This is a genomic window from Roseateles sp. FW301-B2, from assembly GCF_058788955.1.
The window spans coordinates 1-15,147 of the sequence record NZ_JBYTBE010000058.1; the positions used below are offsets into that span (position 1 = coordinate 1).

Annotated in this window: 14 protein-coding genes; 3 read left to right on the forward strand and 11 right to left on the reverse strand. The window is 68.5% G+C overall.

What is annotated here, in order from left to right:
• Positions 1-356: 356 nt before the first annotated feature.
• From AC3WQY_RS24040 to AC3WQY_RS24050, 3 genes are read right to left on the reverse strand one after another with little or no spacing between them, the layout of a single operon-like run.
• Positions 357-1,283, reverse strand: a complete 927-nt coding sequence (locus AC3WQY_RS24040; protein WP_492711114.1) for an alpha/beta hydrolase family protein — start codon at positions 1,281-1,283, stop codon at positions 357-359.
• A gap of 22 nt (positions 1,284-1,305) precedes the next feature.
• On the reverse strand, positions 1,306-2,319 hold the full coding sequence (locus AC3WQY_RS24045) for a catalase family protein (RefSeq protein ID WP_492711116.1): 1,014 nt from the start codon (positions 2,317-2,319) through the stop codon (positions 1,306-1,308).
• Between the two features lie 38 nt (positions 2,320-2,357).
• Positions 2,358-3,254, reverse strand: a complete 897-nt coding sequence (locus AC3WQY_RS24050) for a helix-turn-helix domain-containing protein (protein ID WP_492711117.1) — start codon at positions 3,252-3,254, stop codon at positions 2,358-2,360.
• A 104-nt stretch (positions 3,255-3,358) separates the two neighbouring features.
• Between AC3WQY_RS24050 and AC3WQY_RS24055 the strand changes: the two genes are divergently transcribed.
• A complete protein-coding gene (locus AC3WQY_RS24055) occupies positions 3,359-4,282 on the forward strand; it encodes a DMT family transporter (protein ID WP_492711118.1) in 924 nt (307 codons plus the stop codon).
• On the opposite strand, the gene mnmH is transcribed toward AC3WQY_RS24055, so the two are convergent.
• Genes mnmH through AC3WQY_RS24085 form a run of 6 tightly spaced genes read right to left on the reverse strand, consistent with a single transcriptional unit; the run spans position 4,216 to position 9,956 of the window.
• Positions 4,216-5,262 (reverse strand): tRNA 2-selenouridine(34) synthase MnmH, encoded by a 1,047-nt coding sequence (gene mnmH, locus AC3WQY_RS24060; protein WP_492711119.1) that lies wholly within the window; start codon positions 5,260-5,262, stop codon positions 4,216-4,218. The genes AC3WQY_RS24055 and mnmH overlap by 67 nt on opposite strands.
• Before the next feature lie 53 nt (positions 5,263-5,315).
• Entirely contained in the window at positions 5,316-6,305 is a 990-nt protein-coding gene (locus AC3WQY_RS24065; protein WP_285234600.1) for a branched-chain amino acid ABC transporter permease, read from the reverse strand.
• Positions 6,302-7,189, reverse strand: a complete 888-nt coding sequence (locus AC3WQY_RS24070; RefSeq protein WP_285234601.1) for a branched-chain amino acid ABC transporter permease — start codon at positions 7,187-7,189, stop codon at positions 6,302-6,304. Before AC3WQY_RS24070 ends, AC3WQY_RS24065 begins: the two co-directional genes overlap by 4 nt.
• A gap of 35 nt (positions 7,190-7,224) precedes the next feature.
• The gene (locus tag AC3WQY_RS24075) at positions 7,225-8,433 is read right to left on the reverse strand and encodes an ABC transporter substrate-binding protein (RefSeq protein WP_492711121.1); all 1,209 of its coding nucleotides are present in this window, start codon (positions 8,431-8,433) and stop codon (positions 7,225-7,227) included.
• 36 nt (positions 8,434-8,469) lie between these two features.
• Positions 8,470-9,183 carry an ABC transporter ATP-binding protein gene (locus tag AC3WQY_RS24080; RefSeq protein ID WP_492711122.1) on the reverse strand — a complete coding sequence of 238 codons (714 nt, stop codon included), beginning with the start codon at positions 9,181-9,183 and terminating at the stop codon, positions 8,470-8,472.
• A gap of 2 nt (positions 9,184-9,185) precedes the next feature.
• Positions 9,186-9,956 (reverse strand): ABC transporter ATP-binding protein, encoded by a 771-nt coding sequence (locus AC3WQY_RS24085; RefSeq protein WP_492711123.1) that lies wholly within the window; start codon positions 9,954-9,956, stop codon positions 9,186-9,188.
• A 248-nt stretch (positions 9,957-10,204) separates the two neighbouring features.
• On the opposite strand from AC3WQY_RS24085, the gene AC3WQY_RS24090 reads away from it, so the two are divergent.
• Positions 10,205-11,152 carry an MBL fold metallo-hydrolase gene (locus AC3WQY_RS24090; RefSeq protein WP_492711124.1) on the forward strand — a complete coding sequence of 316 codons (948 nt, stop codon included), beginning with the start codon at positions 10,205-10,207 and terminating at the stop codon, positions 11,150-11,152.
• A gap of 49 nt (positions 11,153-11,201) precedes the next feature.
• On the forward strand, positions 11,202-12,845 hold the full coding sequence (locus AC3WQY_RS24095; RefSeq protein WP_492711126.1) for a response regulator: 1,644 nt from the start codon (positions 11,202-11,204) through the stop codon (positions 12,843-12,845).
• On the opposite strand, the gene AC3WQY_RS24100 is transcribed toward AC3WQY_RS24095, so the two are convergent.
• Together AC3WQY_RS24100 and AC3WQY_RS24105 are read right to left on the reverse strand one after the other, a co-directional pair.
• Positions 12,842-13,372: a GNAT family N-acetyltransferase gene (locus AC3WQY_RS24100; protein ID WP_285234607.1), complete on the reverse strand. Its 531-nt coding sequence runs from the start codon at positions 13,370-13,372 to the stop codon at positions 12,842-12,844. The genes AC3WQY_RS24095 and AC3WQY_RS24100 overlap by 4 nt on opposite strands.
• 59 nt (positions 13,373-13,431) lie before the next feature.
• Entirely contained in the window at positions 13,432-15,072 is a 1,641-nt protein-coding gene (locus tag AC3WQY_RS24105) for a peptide chain release factor 3 (RefSeq protein ID WP_285234608.1), read from the reverse strand.
• Positions 15,073-15,147 lie beyond the last annotated feature (75 nt).

Sequence of the window (15,147 nt, forward strand, 5' to 3'; positions counted from 1 at the left end):
TTCAAACAGCAACTCCGCCAAGACCTGCAACCCGCCGTCTTCTAGGAATTACTGTCTCGATAAACCCGAGCAGGTCAAATAGGGTGAGCGATCTTGAGGCCCAACTAGGTTCCAGGGCGCAGTTTTTCTGCATCACACGGTCGCGCTCCCTGCCATCGGCCGTGTGCCTGAGCCGCACCGCGCGCCCCTATTTGGTTTCCATGGCTCGCCCGCCAATCCACGCCCCAATATCAGCCCGGCGAATCCGCCACCCCACAAGTTTCGCTGCTGACGCCGATGGCCGCCTCAGCGGTATGCGCGTGCCCGAGGCGTTATGGAGATTGGGTCAGTTGGAGGCGCATGGGCGCTGGTGATCATCAGCGCCCATGCGGCGTCAGGTCGGGCAGCGGGGCGCGGTCGCGTACGTAGCGGTCCAGCCAGTCGCGCGCGGCGAGGTTGTAGTCGTCGGGGCGTTCGCTGAAGGTGTGGTCGGCGCCCTCGACGATCAAGAGCCGGAACGGCCGCTGGCTGGCGAACAGGGCCTGGGCCATGTCCATCGAGTCGCGCGGGTTGACGCGCTTGTCGGCGCTGCCGTGCATCAGCAGCATGGGCACGTTTTTCGGCAGGCGCTCGACGAAGCGCAGCGCCGAGCGCTCGGCGATGGCCTTGCTGCGCTGCGTGACCCATTGCGGCACCAGCTCGGCTGCGACCTCGCTCTCCATCTCTGGCCGCTCGCGGATCCAGCGGGCCAGGTCGGTCGGCCCCGCGCCGACGATGGCGGCGCGGATGCGGTCGCTGCGGGTGAGCGCCAGATAGGTCATCATGCCGCCGCGCGAGTGCCCCCACATGCCGATGCGCGCCGGGTCGGCAAAGGGCAGCTGGTCGAACACGCGCAGCCCGTTCAGCACATCGTTGACATCGGCGCCGCCGAATTCCTCGCGGCCCTCCGAGCCCGGCGCGCCTCGGTAGTTGGAGGCGAATAGCACATAGCCCCAGCTCGCCAGGCGCGCGGCCCGCGCGAGGAAGAAGGCGGGCGTGATGGCGCCGAATTCGCGGTTGCCGCCGCGGTTCCAGATCACGCAGGGCAGCCGGGCCGGCCCGGCGGGCGCGGACTTGGGATAGGACAGAAAGCCGGCGATGCGCAGCCCGTCCGACTCGTAGACGATCTGCTCGGCCACATAGGGCGCATCCGCGGGCACGGCCATGGTCGTGCGGGCGAGGATGTCGCCATCCGCGGCCCGGGCGGTGCCGGCCAGCGCGAGCAGCAGGGCGGCCAGGAGAACAAAGCTGGATGAGCGGCGCATGTGGGGGCGGCAGACTGTTGGTCTATGCCGCGCCGCGGCCCTGCTGGCTGGCGAAGTACACCACCTTGCGCGCGCGCTGCACCTCGCCCAGCGGGCGGTGCGCGGCTAGGGCCTGCCAGGGGTCGAACACGCCGGCCTCGGCCTGTTGTGCCAGCGCCTGGCCGGCCGCGGAGCCGCTGTCCTGCTGCGGCAGCAGCAGGCGCGCCACGGTGGTGTAGGGCGTGTCCCAGTTCACCGAGGCGTCCTCGATCGGCGTGTGGCTCTCGTTCACGAAGGGCTGCAGCTGCAGCTCCCAGGCCAGCTCCTGGCTGGCCAGGCGGGCGGCAAAGTCGGCGCCCCAGAAGTCTGCTGCTTTCTTCTTCGCCTTGGCGCCCGGCGTGGCGCCGCCATTGGATGCGGCCGGCACCAGGCGCACGCGCACCGCATAGGGGCCGCAGGCGATCGGCAGGACGCTGTGCAGGGGCTCGGTGGCAAAGCCGCCGAAGGGCCGGCTCACGGTCTTGAGCATGCTGGCCAGCTGCGCCACGCCGCCCAGCGGGCCGTAGCGCTTGAAGAGGTGCTTGAGCAGCGCACCGCCGCCATCGGCGGCCGCCTGCACGAAGGCCACGAACTCGTCGCTCCTGGGGAAGGCGAACTTCTCCTGGTTGATGAGCAGGAAGTCCTGGCTCTTGGCCGGCCCGTTGCCCAGCGCCGCTTCGCCCTGCACGCCCAGCACCTTGATGGCGAGGCCGCGGATGTCGGGGGTCTTGTCGGGCGCGTGGTCGAGGCCGCCGTTGGACAGGCGCAGCCAGGTCTCATAACGCCCCGGTGCAGCGAACAGGCCGTGGCGCGCGAACTCGGGCAAATCGCCCAGCACCTCCAGCAGGCCGCGGGCGGCCGTCAGCTGCTTGCGGTGCAGGGTGCGGCCGGCGCCATATTTACGCGACTTGCGCGCCTGGATGGCGCGGAAGATCTCCACATAGGCGTCGAAGCGCTGGGCCTCGTCGGCGGCGATCTGTTCCTTCCAGCCTGTGCTGGGTGCGAGCGTATGAGGCATGGCGGCGGCGGTAGGTGGCTAACGCGGACGCGCCGATGCTACGCCTGAACTTGCCTGCGGTACTGGCTGGGCGTGATGCCGAGCGCGCGTTTCAGGCTGTGGCTCAGGTGGCTGGGGCTGGCATAGCCACATTGCAGCGCGATCTCGGCCAGCCCCATGCGACCATGGCGCAGCAGTTCCTGCGCGCGCCGCAGGCGGCGCTGCGCGATCCATTGCTGCACCGAGCAGCCCATGGCGACGCGGAACATGCGCGCGAAATGGAATTCGGAGAGATGCGCCAGCCCGGCCAGGCGGGCCAGGCTCAGCGCCTCGCTGGGGCCGGCCAGATGCGCTTCCACATAGGCCAGCAGCTGGCGCCGCGTGGCGCTGGCGAGGCCGCCCCGGGGCCGCAGCGCCGCGCCGCGCTGTGCCGGGGTGGCGGCCTGCAGCAGCAGGCGGTCCAGCGCGGCATGGCTGAGCTCCTGCGCGCGCAGGCGCTGCAGCGGGTCGGCCCAGTCCAGCGCCGTCACCGCGCGGGCCCAGCCGGCCAGCGCGGCATCCTGGGCAAAGATGCGCGTCTGCAAGCTCATGCCGCGCGGCTCGGCGTCGAGCAGCTGCACCACGCGGTCGGCCCAGGCGCTGCCGCTCCAGTACAGGTGCACGAAGCGCTGCGGGCTGCCGATCAGCCATTGCGACTCATGCTCGGCCGGCAGCAGGCAGTGGCAGCCGGGCGAACCATGGGCGCCGGGCTGGCCCAGCAGCTCGGTCTGCCAGCCACCTTCCAGATAGACCGAGAGCGTGTGATGGCCGGGCTGCAGATAGGCGGTGCGGTCATGCGCATTGGCCCATTGCACCAGCTCGAGGCCGTCGCCCAGCGCGCTGCGGCGCTCGGCGCGGGCGCGCGAGCGGCTCAGCACCTGGTCGACGCGTTCGGGCAATAGCGGGCGAGCTGGCATGGTGCCGCCATGCTAACCAAGGCCGGCGTGCCGTGCCGGCGCGGCAGGCTGCAAAGCGCAGGATCGTGCAAGTTTCCGGCGCCTTGCCTGCCATGCTGGCGGCCATGAATGCAATTTTTCTCTACCCCCTGGTGGTGCTGATCTGGGGTACCACCTGGATCGCACTGAAATGGCAGCTCGGCGTGGTGGCGATCCCGCTCTCGATCGCCTACCGCTTCGGCCTCGCGGCCCTGATCCTGTTTGCCTGGCTGGCCTGGCAGCGGCGCCTGCAGCCGCCGCGCGGCAAGGCCGCGCTGTGGGTGCTGGGCCAGGGCCTGTGCCTGTTCTGCTGCAACTTCGTGTGCTTTCTGCAGGCCAGCCAGACCCTGGCGAGCGGCCTGGTGGCGGTGGTGTTCTCCAGCGCCACGCTCTGGAATGCCCTGCTGGCGCGCCTCATCCACGGCCGTGTGCTGGCGCCGCGCGTGCTGGCCGGCGGCCTGCTGGGCCTGGCGGGCTTGCTGGCGCTGTTCTGGCCCGAGATCGGCCGTGCCAGCAGTGCGAGCCTGCAGGGCCTGGCCTGGGCGCTGGCCGGCACGCTGTGCTTTTCCACCGGCAATCTGCTCTCGGCCGCGCTGCAGGGCCGCGGCCTGGCGCCGGCGCAGACGAATGCCTGGGGCATGCTGGTGGGCACCCTGGTGCTGCTGAGCTACTGCCTGCTGGCCGGCGTGCCCTTCAGCTACGAGCCGGGCTGGCGCTACAGCGCCGCGCTGCTCTACCTGGCCATCCCGGGCTCGGTGATCGGCTTCACCGCCTACCTGACCCTGGTGGGTCGCCTGGGCCCGGAGCGCGCCGCCTATGCCACCGTGCTGTTCCCGGTGGTGGCGCTGAACGTCTCGGCCTGGGCCGAGGGCTATGCCTGGAGCGCGCCGGCGCTGCTGGGGCTGGCGCTGGTGATGGCGGGCAATGTACTGGTGTTTGCGCGTCAGCCGAGCAAGCCGGCCGCCAAGGCCTCGATCGCCGGCTCGTCCAAGGCCTCGGCGGCGAGCTGACGCCGTTCGCCCCAGTGCTTGAAATTGCTGGCCTGCGAGCGCGCGTAATGCGGGTCGTAGTGCAGCTGGGTGAGCTCGGCGAACAGCGGCGCCAGTTCGCCGGCGCGCGCCCAGGCCTGCCAGCGGTTCACCACCTCATGGCCATGGGTGGCGCGCAGGCGGTCGAGGATGGCGGCCAGGGCCTCGCGGTCCTCGCCCAGGTAGGCGTAGTCGCGCAGCAGAAAGGCCTGGCGCGCGGCGTCGCTGGCGGCAATCTCGATGCAGGGGCTTTCGCGCAGGCGCTCCAGCAGGGCGGTGGGCAGGCTCAGCTTGCCGATCTTGCGGCTCTCGGCCTCCACGAACACCGGGCGGCCGAGGTCGAAGCCCTCGATGGCATCGGCCAGCGTGGTCTCGAAGGCTTTCTGCGAGGGCTGCGGCTGGCCGGGCAGGGCCCCCAGCATCGAGCCCTTGTGGCAGGCCAGGCCCTCCAGGTCCAGCACCTGGGCGCCCTGGCGCTGCAGCGCCTGCAGCACGCGCGTCTTGGCGCTGCCGGTGGCGCCGCACAGCACCTGCAGCGGCAGCTGCGGCGCCAGGCGGGCTAGCGACTCGATCACATGGGCGCGGTAGCGCTTGTAGCCGCCCGCCAGCTGCTGGGCGTCCCAGCCCACCAGGCGCAGCCACTGCACCATGGAGCCACTGCGCATGCCGCCGCGCCAGCAATAGATCAGCGGCTTCCAGTCGTGCGGCTTGTCCTTGAACGCGGTCTGCAGATGGCGCGCCAGATTGGCCGCCACCATCGCGCCGCCCACGCGCCGCGCCTCGAAGGCGCCCTGCTGCTTGTAGAGCGTGCCGACGACGATGCGCTCGGCATCGTCGAGCACGGGGCAATTGATGGCGCCGGGAATGTGGTCGAGCGCGTACTCGGCGGGCGAGCGGGCGTCGATCAGGGCATCGAACTTGGGCAGGTCGGCGATCTGGGCCGGGCCGCGGGGAGGGCTCATGGGCGGGATTCTGGCATGCGGGCCGGTGTGGCCCGCCGCCCATGCGGCCGGGGCTAGGAGGCGCGCGGTGCGCGCAGCTTCTCCCACAGCGCCCAGGCCTCGCCCACCACGCCGCGGCGGAAGGCCAGCACGCAGACGATGAAGATCAGGCCGGTCACCAGGCTCACCGATTCGCCCAGGCCGTTGAACCAGGCGATGCCGGTGAGGTTGGCCAGCGCCTGGCCCAGGTCGCCGATCTTGTTTTCCAGCGCGATGATGATCAGCGCGCCCACCATCGGGCCGATCATGGTGCCCATGCCGCCCACCAGGGTCATCAGGATCACCAGGCCCGAGGTGGTCCAGATCGCGTCGGTGAGGGTGGCAAAGCCCAGCACCAGGGTCTTGGTGGCGCCGGCCAGGCCGGCCAGGGTGGCCGAGAGCACGAAGGCCACCAGCTTGAAGCGATCGACGTCGTAGCCCAGCGAGATGGCGCGCGGCTCGTTCTCGCGGATCGAGGTCAGCACCTGGCCGAAGGGCGAGTGCACGGTGCGGTAGATCAGCCAGAAGGCGGCGATGAAGATCCCCAGCACCACATAGAACAGGGTCAGGTCTTGCGTCAGGTCCAGGCCCAGCAGGCTGCCGCGCGGCACCGATTGCAGGCCGTCCTCGCCGCCGGTGAAGGAGGCTTGCAGGAACACGAAGAACAGCATCTGGCTCAGCGCCAGCGTGATCATCGAGAAGTAGATGCCGGCGCGCTTGATCGCCAGCAGGCCGAACAGCAGGCCCATCGCGCCGGCGCAGGCCGCGCCCAGCAGCACGCCCAGCGGCGCCGGCAGGCCCCAGACCTTGAGCGCATGGCCGGCCACATAGGCGGCCGTGCCCAGGAAGGCGGCATGGCCGAAGCTCAGCAGGCCGGTGTAGCCGATCAGCAGGTTGAAGGCGCAGGCGAACAGGGCGTAGCACAGCACCTTCATCACGAAGATGGGGTACACGCCCAGCAGCGGCAGCGCCGCGATGGCGATGAACAGGGCGGCGTAGCCGGGCAGGGGGTTTCTTCCGTTCATTTCTCTTTTCCGAACAGACCCGCCGGGCGGACCAGCAAGACGATGGCCATCACCACGAACACCACGGTGTTGGAGGCCTCGGGATAGAACACCTTGGTCAGGCCCTCGATCACGCCCAGGCCCAGACCGGTGAGGATGGAGCCGAGGATGGAGCCCATGCCGCCGATCACCACCACCGCGAACACCACGATGATGAGATTGCTGCCCATCAGCGCCGAGACCTGCAGGATGGGCGCGGCCAGCACGCCCGCAAAGGCGGCCAGTGCCACGCCGCCGGCGTAGGTGAGGGTGATCATGCGCGGCACATTGATGCCGAAGGCCTGCACCAGCTTGGCGTTCTCGGTGCCGGCGCGCAGCGTGGCGCCCAGCGAGGTCTTCTCGATCAGGGCCCAGACCGCGATGCAGACGGTGATGGAGGCCACCACCACCCAGGCGCGGTAATTGGGCAGGATCATGAAGCCCAGGTTGGTGGCGCCCTGCAGGGCCTCGGGCACCGCGTACTGCTGGCCCGAGACGCCGTAGAAGCTGCGGAAGATGCCCTCGGTGACGAGGGTGATGCCGAAGGTCAGCAAGAGGCCATAGATATGGTCCAGCTTGTAGAGCCATTGCAGCAGCGCGCGCTCGATCACGATGCCCAGCGCGCCCACCACCAGCGGCGCCAGCAGCAGCATGGCCCAGTAGTTGATGCCCAGGTATTCCAGGCCCATCCAGGCCAGGAAGGCGCCCATCATGTAGAGCGCGCCATGGGCGAAGTTGATGATGTTGAGCATGCCGAAGATGACCGCCAGGCCCAGCGACAGCATCGCGTAGAACGAGCCATTCACCAGGCCCAGCAGCAGCTGCCCCAGGAGGGCGGGCAGCGGTATGCCAAAGAAATCAGTCATCTCGGTTCAGCCTGCTCAAGCTTTTCTTTTCATCATCACTTCTTCACGGCCGGGCACTTGGAGTCGGCCAGCTTGGTGAAGGCCTCGTCGCCCGGGATGCGCGTCACGACCTTGAAGTAGTCCCAGGGTTCGGTGGACTCCTTCTGGCTCTTCACCTGCAGCAGGAACATGTCGTGCACGCCGCGGCCGTCTTCCTTGCGGATCGTGCCCTTGGTGTACATGTCGTTGATTGGCGTGTCCTTCATCTTGGCCAGCACCTTGTCGGCGTCGTCGCTCTTGGCGGCTTCCACGGCCTTCAGGTAATGCATGGCGGCCGAGTAGTCGGCGGCCTGGATCGACGAAGGCATGCGCTTCATCTTCTCGAAGAAGCGGCGGCTCCAGGCGCGCGCCTCGGGGCTCTGGTTCCAGTACCAGCTGTCGGTCAGGTACATGCCCTCGGTGGTCTTCAGGCCCAGCGAGTGGATGTCGTTGATGAACATCAGCAGGCCGGCCAGCTTCATGGTCTTGGTGATGCCGAACTCGTTGGCCGCCTTGATGGCGTTGATGGTGTCGCCGCCGGCATTCGCCAGGCCCAGGATCTGCGCGCCCGAGCCCTGCGCCTGCAGCAGGAAGGAGCTGAAGTCGCTGGCGTTGAGCGGGTGCTTGACGGCGCCCTTGACGGTGCCGCCGCTCTTGGTGACCACCGCCGAGGTGTCGTTCTGCAGCGAGGCGCCGAAGGCATAGTCGGCGGTCAGGAAGTACCAGCTCTTGCCGCCGCCCTTGGTGACGGCCGCGCCCGTGCCATTGGCCAGGGCCACGGTGTCGTAGGCGTAGTGGATGGTGTAGGGCGTGCAGTCCTCGTTGGTCATGCGCGAGGTGCCGGCGCCGATCGAGATGAAGGGGCGCTTCTTCTCGGCCGCGATCTTGGCCATGGCCAGGTTGGTGCCCGAGTTGGTGCCGCCGATCAGCAGGTCCAGGCCCTGGGTGTCGATCCACTCGCGCGCCTTGGAGGCGGCCACGTCGGCCTTGTTCTGGTGGTCGGCGAACAGCACCTCGATCTTCTTGCCGGCCACCTGGCCCTTCATGTCGGCGATCGCCATCTTGATGGCCTCGACGCCGCCAGCGCCGTCGATGTCGGCATAGACGCTGGACATGTCGGTGATGATGCCGATCTTGACCACATCCCCCGAGATCTGGGCCTGGGCCGCGCCGCCGCAGGCAAGCAGGCTGGCCAGGGCGATGCGTTTGAAGCTGCTGGATTTCATGGACTGTCTCCTTCTAGGTGATCGTTGATCAATCATTCAGACACTGAGTAGCTCGTCGAGCTTGGCTTGTTTGGCGGGCAGTTCCGACGCCGGGAACGACTCCACCACCTCGCCATGCTCGATGACGACGAAATGGTCGGCCAGCGGCGCGGCGAAGCGGAAGTTCTGCTCCACCATCACGACGGTGAAGCCCTCGGCCTTGAGCGCCCTGATCATGCGCGCCAGCGCCTGCACGATCACCGGGGCCAGGCCTTCGGAGATCTCGTCGAGCAGCAGGATGTCGGCGCCCACGCGCAGGATGCGCGCCACCGCCAGCATCTGCTGCTCGCCGCCCGAGAGCCGCGTGCCCTGGCTGTGCTTGCGCTCGGCCAGGTTGGGGAACATGGCGTAGATCTGCTGCTCGCTCATGGGCTTGGCGCGGCCGCCCTTCAGCAGCGGCGGCAGGCGCAGGTTCTCCTCGGTGCTGAGCGAGGCGAAGATGCCGCGCTCTTCCGGGCAGTAGCCGATGCCCAGATGGGCGATCTTGTGGGTGGGCAGGTGAATGCTCTCCACGCCATGCACCTTGATCGAGCCCTTGCGCGCGCCGGTCAGGCCCATGATGGCGCGCAGCGTGGTGGTGCGGCCGGCGCCGTTGCGGCCCAAGAGGGTCATGACCTGACCCTTGGGCACGGCCAGGCTGATGCCGTGCAGGATGTGGCTCTCGCCGTACCAGGCGTGCAGGTTCTCTATTTGCAGCGCGATTTCGCTCATGCTCAATGCGCTCCTTGCAACTCGGCGGCTTCGCTGCCCATATAGGCCTCCAGCACCGCGGGGTGCTTGGAGACGGTGTCGTAATCGCCCTCGGCCAGCACCGCGCCGCGCGCCAGCACGGTGATGCGGTTGGCGATGCGCGAGATCACGCGCATATTGTGTTCAACCATCAGCACGGTGCGGCCCTCGGCCACGCGCTTGATGAGGTCGGTGACGCGCTCCACGTCCTCATGGCCCATGCCCTGGGTGGGCTCGTCCAGCAGCATCAGCTCGGGCTCCATGGCCATGGTGGTGGCGATCTCCAGCGCGCGCTTGCGGCCATAGGGCAGGTCGCCCGCCTTCAGCTGCGCCATCTCGCGCAGGTCCACCAGCTCCAAGAGCGCCAGCACGCGCGCGTCCAGCTGCTTCAGGCCGGTCAGGCCCTTCCAGAAGTGGAAGCTGGTGCCGGTGAAGCGCTGCAGGCCGATGCGCACGTTCTCCAGCACGGTGAGGTGCGGAAACACGGCCGAGATCTGGAACGAGCGGATCACGCCGCGGCGCGCGATTTCGGCCGGCTTCTCGCCGGTGATGTCGATGCCGTTGAAGAGGATCTTGCCGCGCGTCGGCTCGAGGAACTTGGTGAGCAGGTTGAAGCAGGTGGTCTTGCCGGCGCCGTTGGGGCCGATCAGGGCGTGGATATGGCCACGCTGGACCTGCAGGTTCACGTTGTCGACCGCCGTGAAGCCCTTGAAGTCCTTGCTGAGCCCTGTTGTCTCGAGTATCAGTTCGCTCATGAGGAAACGCTTTTCTTTTTTCTCGCTCGCTGTTCTACATGCCGCGGCAGTGCAGACCGAATGACGAATGTAGGTGGGCTCAGCCTAGCGCAGGGACGGGGCCTACCTTTACGTAGCATTGCGCAAGGGTTTGCCCGGGGTGGCCTGACACCTGGGCGACATGAATGAATGCATGAAAACCTGGGGCTGCACAAGGATGCGGCAGGATTGCTATCCTGCCCGCCACTTGCAACCCCAAGGAGATCACCATGTCCTCCATGTCTCGTCTTGCCGTGCTGGCCCTGGCGCTGGCCACCGCTGGTGTACAGGCGGCCGCGCCCCAGGTCAAGAGCCAGGCGCCCGGCTACTACCGCATGATGCTGGGAGACTTCGAGATCACCGCGCTCAACGACGGCACCCTGGACCTGCCGGTGGACAAGCTGCTAAAGGAAAACCAGCCGGGTCAGGTCTTGCGCGCCCTGCAGCACGCCTACCTGGGCTTGCCGCTGGAGACCTCGGTCAACGGCTTCCTGATCAACACCGGCGGCAAGCTGGTGCTGGTGGATACCGGCACGGCCGGCGCCTGGGGGCCGTCGGCGGGACGCCTGCTGGCCAATCTGAAGGCCGCGGGCTACCAGCCCGAGCAGGTGGACGAGGTCTACATCACCCATCTGCATGGCGACCATGTGAGCGGGCTGATGCTCGACGGTAAGCCGGCCTTCCCGAACGCCGTGGTGCGCATGGACAAGCGTGAGGCCGACTACTGGCTCAGCGCCGAGCAGATGGCTCAGGCGCCGGCCGCCGCGCAAGGTGGCTTCAAGGGTGCGCAGGCGGCCACCAAGCCCTATGCCGAGGCAGGCCGGCTCAAACCCTTTGACGGCGCCGTCGAGCTGGTGCCGGGCGTGAGCGCCCGGCCGGCCTACGGCCACACGCCGGGCCACACCGTGTACGTGGCAGAGAGCAAGGGCCAGAAGATGGTCTTCGGCGGCGACCTCATGCATGTGGCCGCGGTGCAGTTCGCCGACCCCACGGTGACGATCAGCTTCGACAGCGATTCCAGCGCCGCCATGCCGCAGCGCCAGAAGACCTATGCCGAGGCGGCAGGCAATGGCGAGTACCTGGCCTTCACCCATGTCTCCTTCCCCGGCATCGGCCGTCTGCGGCCCGATGGCAAGGGCTACATCTGGCTGCCGGCCAACTACAGCATCAAGCCGTGAACTGAGGGGCGGAATCGGCCCTATCCTTGCGTCTGCAAGGACTTCACTCGTGGCATCCAACCCCTTTCTTTCGCCCGCGGCGCGGGCCGGCGGCCTGGAGCTTGGCCGGCTCAGCGCCCTCATCATCGACGAGAGCGAGTTGCTGCGCTCGGTGCTGAGCCGCATGCTGCGCGACCTGGGCATCCCCGCGGTGCAGGCGGCGCGCCGGCCCGAGGAGGCGCGCCGCATGATCAAGGCGGCGCTGCAGCCCTACGACATCATCCTCAGCGAGTTCCACTTCTCGCGCCAGGCGGCGCATGACTTGAGCGGGCAGGACCTGCTGGACGAGCTGCGCCAGTCCAAGGGCCTGCCGATGCAGACCGCCTTCATCATGGTGACCGACGAGGCGCGCCACCCGCAGGTGGCCGCGGCGCTGGAGGGGGCGCTGGACGACTACCTGCTCAAGCCCATCACCAGCGGCCAGTTCGAGGAGCGCCTGCGCATCGTGCTGGAGCGCAAGGCCGCGTTCAAAGAGGTGTTCCAGGCCATCGAGGCGGGCGACTACGCCGGCGCGGCCGAGCGCTGCGAGCGCATGTTCCGCGAGGGCGGGCCCTACAAGGTCTACGCCGCCCGCATCGGCTCGGAGCTGTATCTGCGGCTCAAGGAACTGGAGGCCGCGAGGCGCATGCTGGAGTCGCTGCTGGCGCACAAGGCCGTGCCCTGGGCGCGCCTGGGCCTGGCCAGGATCGCGCTGGAGGGCGCCGATCCCGAGCAGGCCTGCCGCTCGCTGGAGACCCTGCTGGCCGAGAACCCGGCCTATGTCGATGCCTACGACGTGTATGGCCGGGCGCTGCTGGAGAAGATGGATTTCGAGGCCGCCGCCGAGGTGTTTGGCAAGGCGGTGCAGATCTCGCCCGGCAATGTCTCGCGCCTGCAGAAGCTGGGCTCGCTGCAGCTCTACCTGGGCGACAGCGGCGCGGCGGCCGAGCACCTGGGCGCGGCGCTGGACATCGGCGCGCATTCGCGCGCGCTCGACTACCAGGGCGTGGTGGCGCTGGCCGTGGCCAGCCTGGACGTGGGCGGCAAGCAGGGGCTGGCCGACATCGAGCGCGCGCACAAATTCCTGCAGGAGGCGTTCACCCTCCATCCCGACAGCGTGCGCCTGCGCATGCTGATGAAGGCGCTGGACGTGGTGCTGGCGCTGCAGCTGCGCCAGGCGGAGGCGGCGTCGGCCGGGCTGGCCGAGCTGGCGGCCCAGCTGGCCCGACCCGAGTGCAGCTTCGAGATGGGCGCCTGCCTGATCCAGCTGATGGCGCGCGCCGCCGGCACCCAGGCCCTGCCCGGCGCGATGGACTGGGCGGCCCGCGCGACGCAGCGTTTCAGCGTCTCGCACCAGCGCACCCGCTTGCTGGAGCTGGCGGCGGCGCGCCTGCCGGCCATGCAGGAGCTGGTGCGCGAAAGCGCCGCGGCCATCAACGAGCAGGCGCGCGAGGCGATGGGCCATCTGGTGAACCGCCATCCCGAGCTGACCCTGCGCGCCCTGGTAGCGCTGGCCGCGCGCAGCCTGAACGGCCGCATCATCAAGCTGGCGCAGGCCACGCTGGAGCACCATGGCCAGCACCTGAACGCCGCGCTGGCACAGCGCCTGGGCGCCGAGATCGCGATGCTGCAGCCCGAGGTGGCGGCGCGCGCTATCGTGAACCGAAGGGCTTAGCTGGCCGAGTGCAGCGACCAGTCGTCGCGCGTGATCTGGTAGACGCTGCAATCCATCTCGTACCAGCGCTCCTCGCCCTTGTAGACCATGCCCAGGCGCTGCATCACGGTGGCCGAGGCCTTGTTCTCGTGGTGGCAGACGGCGCACAGCAGCGGCACCTGCAGCTCGTCGAAGGCAAAGGCGGCCATGCGCTTGGCGGCCTCCGAGGCATAGCCCCGGTGCCAGTGCTTCGGATGCAGGCGCCAGCCGAGCTCCAGCGGGTTGGCCGGGTCGCGCGCCAGGTGCTGCACGCAGCCCATGCCGATGACTTCGCCGCTGCTGATTTCGATGAAGGCCCACCAGCCGAAACCGAACTGGGCCCAGCGCTGCTGGATGCGCTCGATCATGGCCACGGTGTCCTCGCGGCTGTCGGGCTTGCCGGTGATGTAGCGCATCACCTCGGGCAGGCTGTTGAGGGCGTACAGGCCCTCGAGATGGGTTTCGTTGACGGGCTCGAGGCGCAGGCGGGCGGTGGTGAGGGTGCTCATCGTCGGGCTTTCAGCAGGGAAGCCCCGACTCTGCCACGGCCCGGCCGGGCCGCCATCCGTCACCCATCCAGGCGCTGCTGGAACACCAGGCCGGCATGCTCGCGCAGGGCGTGGAACTTGATCTTGGGCCAGTTGCTCTCGATCGCGCGCAGCTCGGGCGCGTATTCCACCAGCACGGTGGGCGCGTCCACCGCGTCGTAGGCCATGCGGTGGTCGTTGGCGGCGATGAAGCGCTTGAGCTCGGCCTCGTCGTCGCAGGTGACCCAGCGCGCCACCTGGAAGCGGCTCGGCGCGATGCGCGCCTTCACGCCGTACTCATGCTCCAGGCGGTGTGCCACCACCTCGAACTGCAGCTGGCCCACCGCGCCCAACAGCAGCACGCTGCCGGCGATCGGGCGGAACACCTGGATCGCGCCTTCCTCGCCCAGCTGGGTGAGGCCGGCGCGCAGCTGCTTGGTCTTGAGCGGGTCGGCCACTTCCACCGAGCGGAACATTTCCGGCGCGAAGAAGGGCAGGCCGGTGAACTGCAGGGCCTCGCCTTCGGTGATGGTGTCGCCCAGCTGCAAGACGCCATGGTTGGGGATGCCGATGATGTCGCCGGCAAAGGCCTCGTCCAGCAGCTCGCGGCGCTGCGAGAGGAAGCTCACCACCGTGTTGGGGCGCAGCTCCTTGCCGCTGCGCACCACCTTCAGCCGCATGCCGCGCTCGAAATGGCCCGAGGCCACGCGCAGGAAGGCGATGCGGTCACGGTGCGCCGGGTCCATATTGGCCTGGATCTTGAACACCACGCCGCTGAACTTGGGCTCCTCGGGCTTGACCACGCGCTGCATGGCGGGGCGGTCGGAGGGCGCGGGCGCCAGTTCCACCAGCGCGTCGAGGATTTCCTGCACGCCGAAGTTGTTGACCGCCGAGCCGAAGAACATCGGTGTCTGCTGGCCGGTGAGGAAGTCTTCCAGATTGAACTCGGGCGCGGCCTCGCGCACCAGCTCGATCTCGCCCTGGGCGTTCTCGTACTGCATGCCGAAGCGCTCGGCATAGGCGGGGTTGTCCAGGCCGTCCAGCACCTCCTCGGTGCCGGCCACGCGGTCCTCGCCGGGGGCGAACACGCGCATGCGTTGCTGGCGCAGGTCCATCACGCCATGGAACTGCTTGCCCATGCCCACCGGCCAGGTGAAGGGCACGACCGTCATGCCCAGCTCGCGCTCGATCTCGTCCATCAGCGCCAGCGGCTCCTGCACCTCACGGTCCATCTTGTTGACGAAGGTGAGGATGGGGGTGTTGCGCGCGCGGCAGACCTGCAGCAGGCGGCGCGTCTGCGGCTCCACGCCATTGGCCGCGTCGATCACCATCAGTGCCGCATCCACGGCGGTCAGCACGCGGTAGGTGTCTTCCGAGAAGTCCTGGTGGCCGGGGGTGTCGAGCAGGTTGATGACGCAGTCGCGGTATTCCATCTGCATCACCGACGAGGCCACCGAAATGCCGCGCTGCTTCTCGATCTCCATCCAGTCCGAGGTGGCATGCCGCGAGGCCTTGCGCGCCTTCACCGAGCCGGCGATCTGGATCGCGCCCGAGAACAGCAGCAGCTTCTCGGTGAGCGTGGTCTTGCCCGCGTCGGGGTGGGAAATGATGGCGAAGGTGCGGCGGCGGCGCACTTCGGATTCGATGCGCGGAACGACGGGGGACGGCTGGTCGGCGGACATGATGGCTTGGGCAGGCGCGGCCAAGCCACAGGGCGGCGCGCGATCTTTTGGAGGGGAAGGGGCGGATTATCGCAG

Coding starts and splice junctions, on each gene's coding strand:
- AC3WQY_RS24040 (WP_492711114.1), bottom strand. CDS start 1,283: ATGCGCCGCTCATCCAGCTTTGTTCTCCTGGCCGCCCTGCTGCTCGCG.
- AC3WQY_RS24045 (WP_492711116.1), bottom strand. CDS start 2,319: ATGCCTCATACGCTCGCACCCAGCACAGGCTGGAAGGAACAGATCGCC.
- AC3WQY_RS24050 (WP_492711117.1), bottom strand. CDS start 3,254: ATGCCAGCTCGCCCGCTATTGCCCGAACGCGTCGACCAGGTGCTGAGC.
- AC3WQY_RS24055 (WP_492711118.1), top strand. CDS start 3,359: ATGAATGCAATTTTTCTCTACCCCCTGGTGGTGCTGATCTGGGGTACC.
- mnmH (WP_492711119.1), bottom strand. CDS start 5,262: ATGAGCCCTCCCCGCGGCCCGGCCCAGATCGCCGACCTGCCCAAGTTC.
- AC3WQY_RS24065 (WP_285234600.1), bottom strand. CDS start 6,305: ATGAACGGAAGAAACCCCCTGCCCGGCTACGCCGCCCTGTTCATCGCC.
- AC3WQY_RS24070 (WP_285234601.1), bottom strand. CDS start 7,189: ATGACTGATTTCTTTGGCATACCGCTGCCCGCCCTCCTGGGGCAGCTG.
- AC3WQY_RS24075 (WP_492711121.1), bottom strand. CDS start 8,433: ATGAAATCCAGCAGCTTCAAACGCATCGCCCTGGCCAGCCTGCTTGCC.
- AC3WQY_RS24080 (WP_492711122.1), bottom strand. CDS start 9,183: ATGAGCGAAATCGCGCTGCAAATAGAGAACCTGCACGCCTGGTACGGC.
- AC3WQY_RS24085 (WP_492711123.1), bottom strand. CDS start 9,956: ATGAGCGAACTGATACTCGAGACAACAGGGCTCAGCAAGGACTTCAAG.
- AC3WQY_RS24090 (WP_492711124.1), top strand. CDS start 10,205: ATGTCCTCCATGTCTCGTCTTGCCGTGCTGGCCCTGGCGCTGGCCACC.
- AC3WQY_RS24100 (WP_285234607.1), bottom strand. CDS start 13,372: ATGAGCACCCTCACCACCGCCCGCCTGCGCCTCGAGCCCGTCAACGAA.
- AC3WQY_RS24105 (WP_285234608.1), bottom strand. CDS start 15,072: ATGTCCGCCGACCAGCCGTCCCCCGTCGTTCCGCGCATCGAATCCGAA.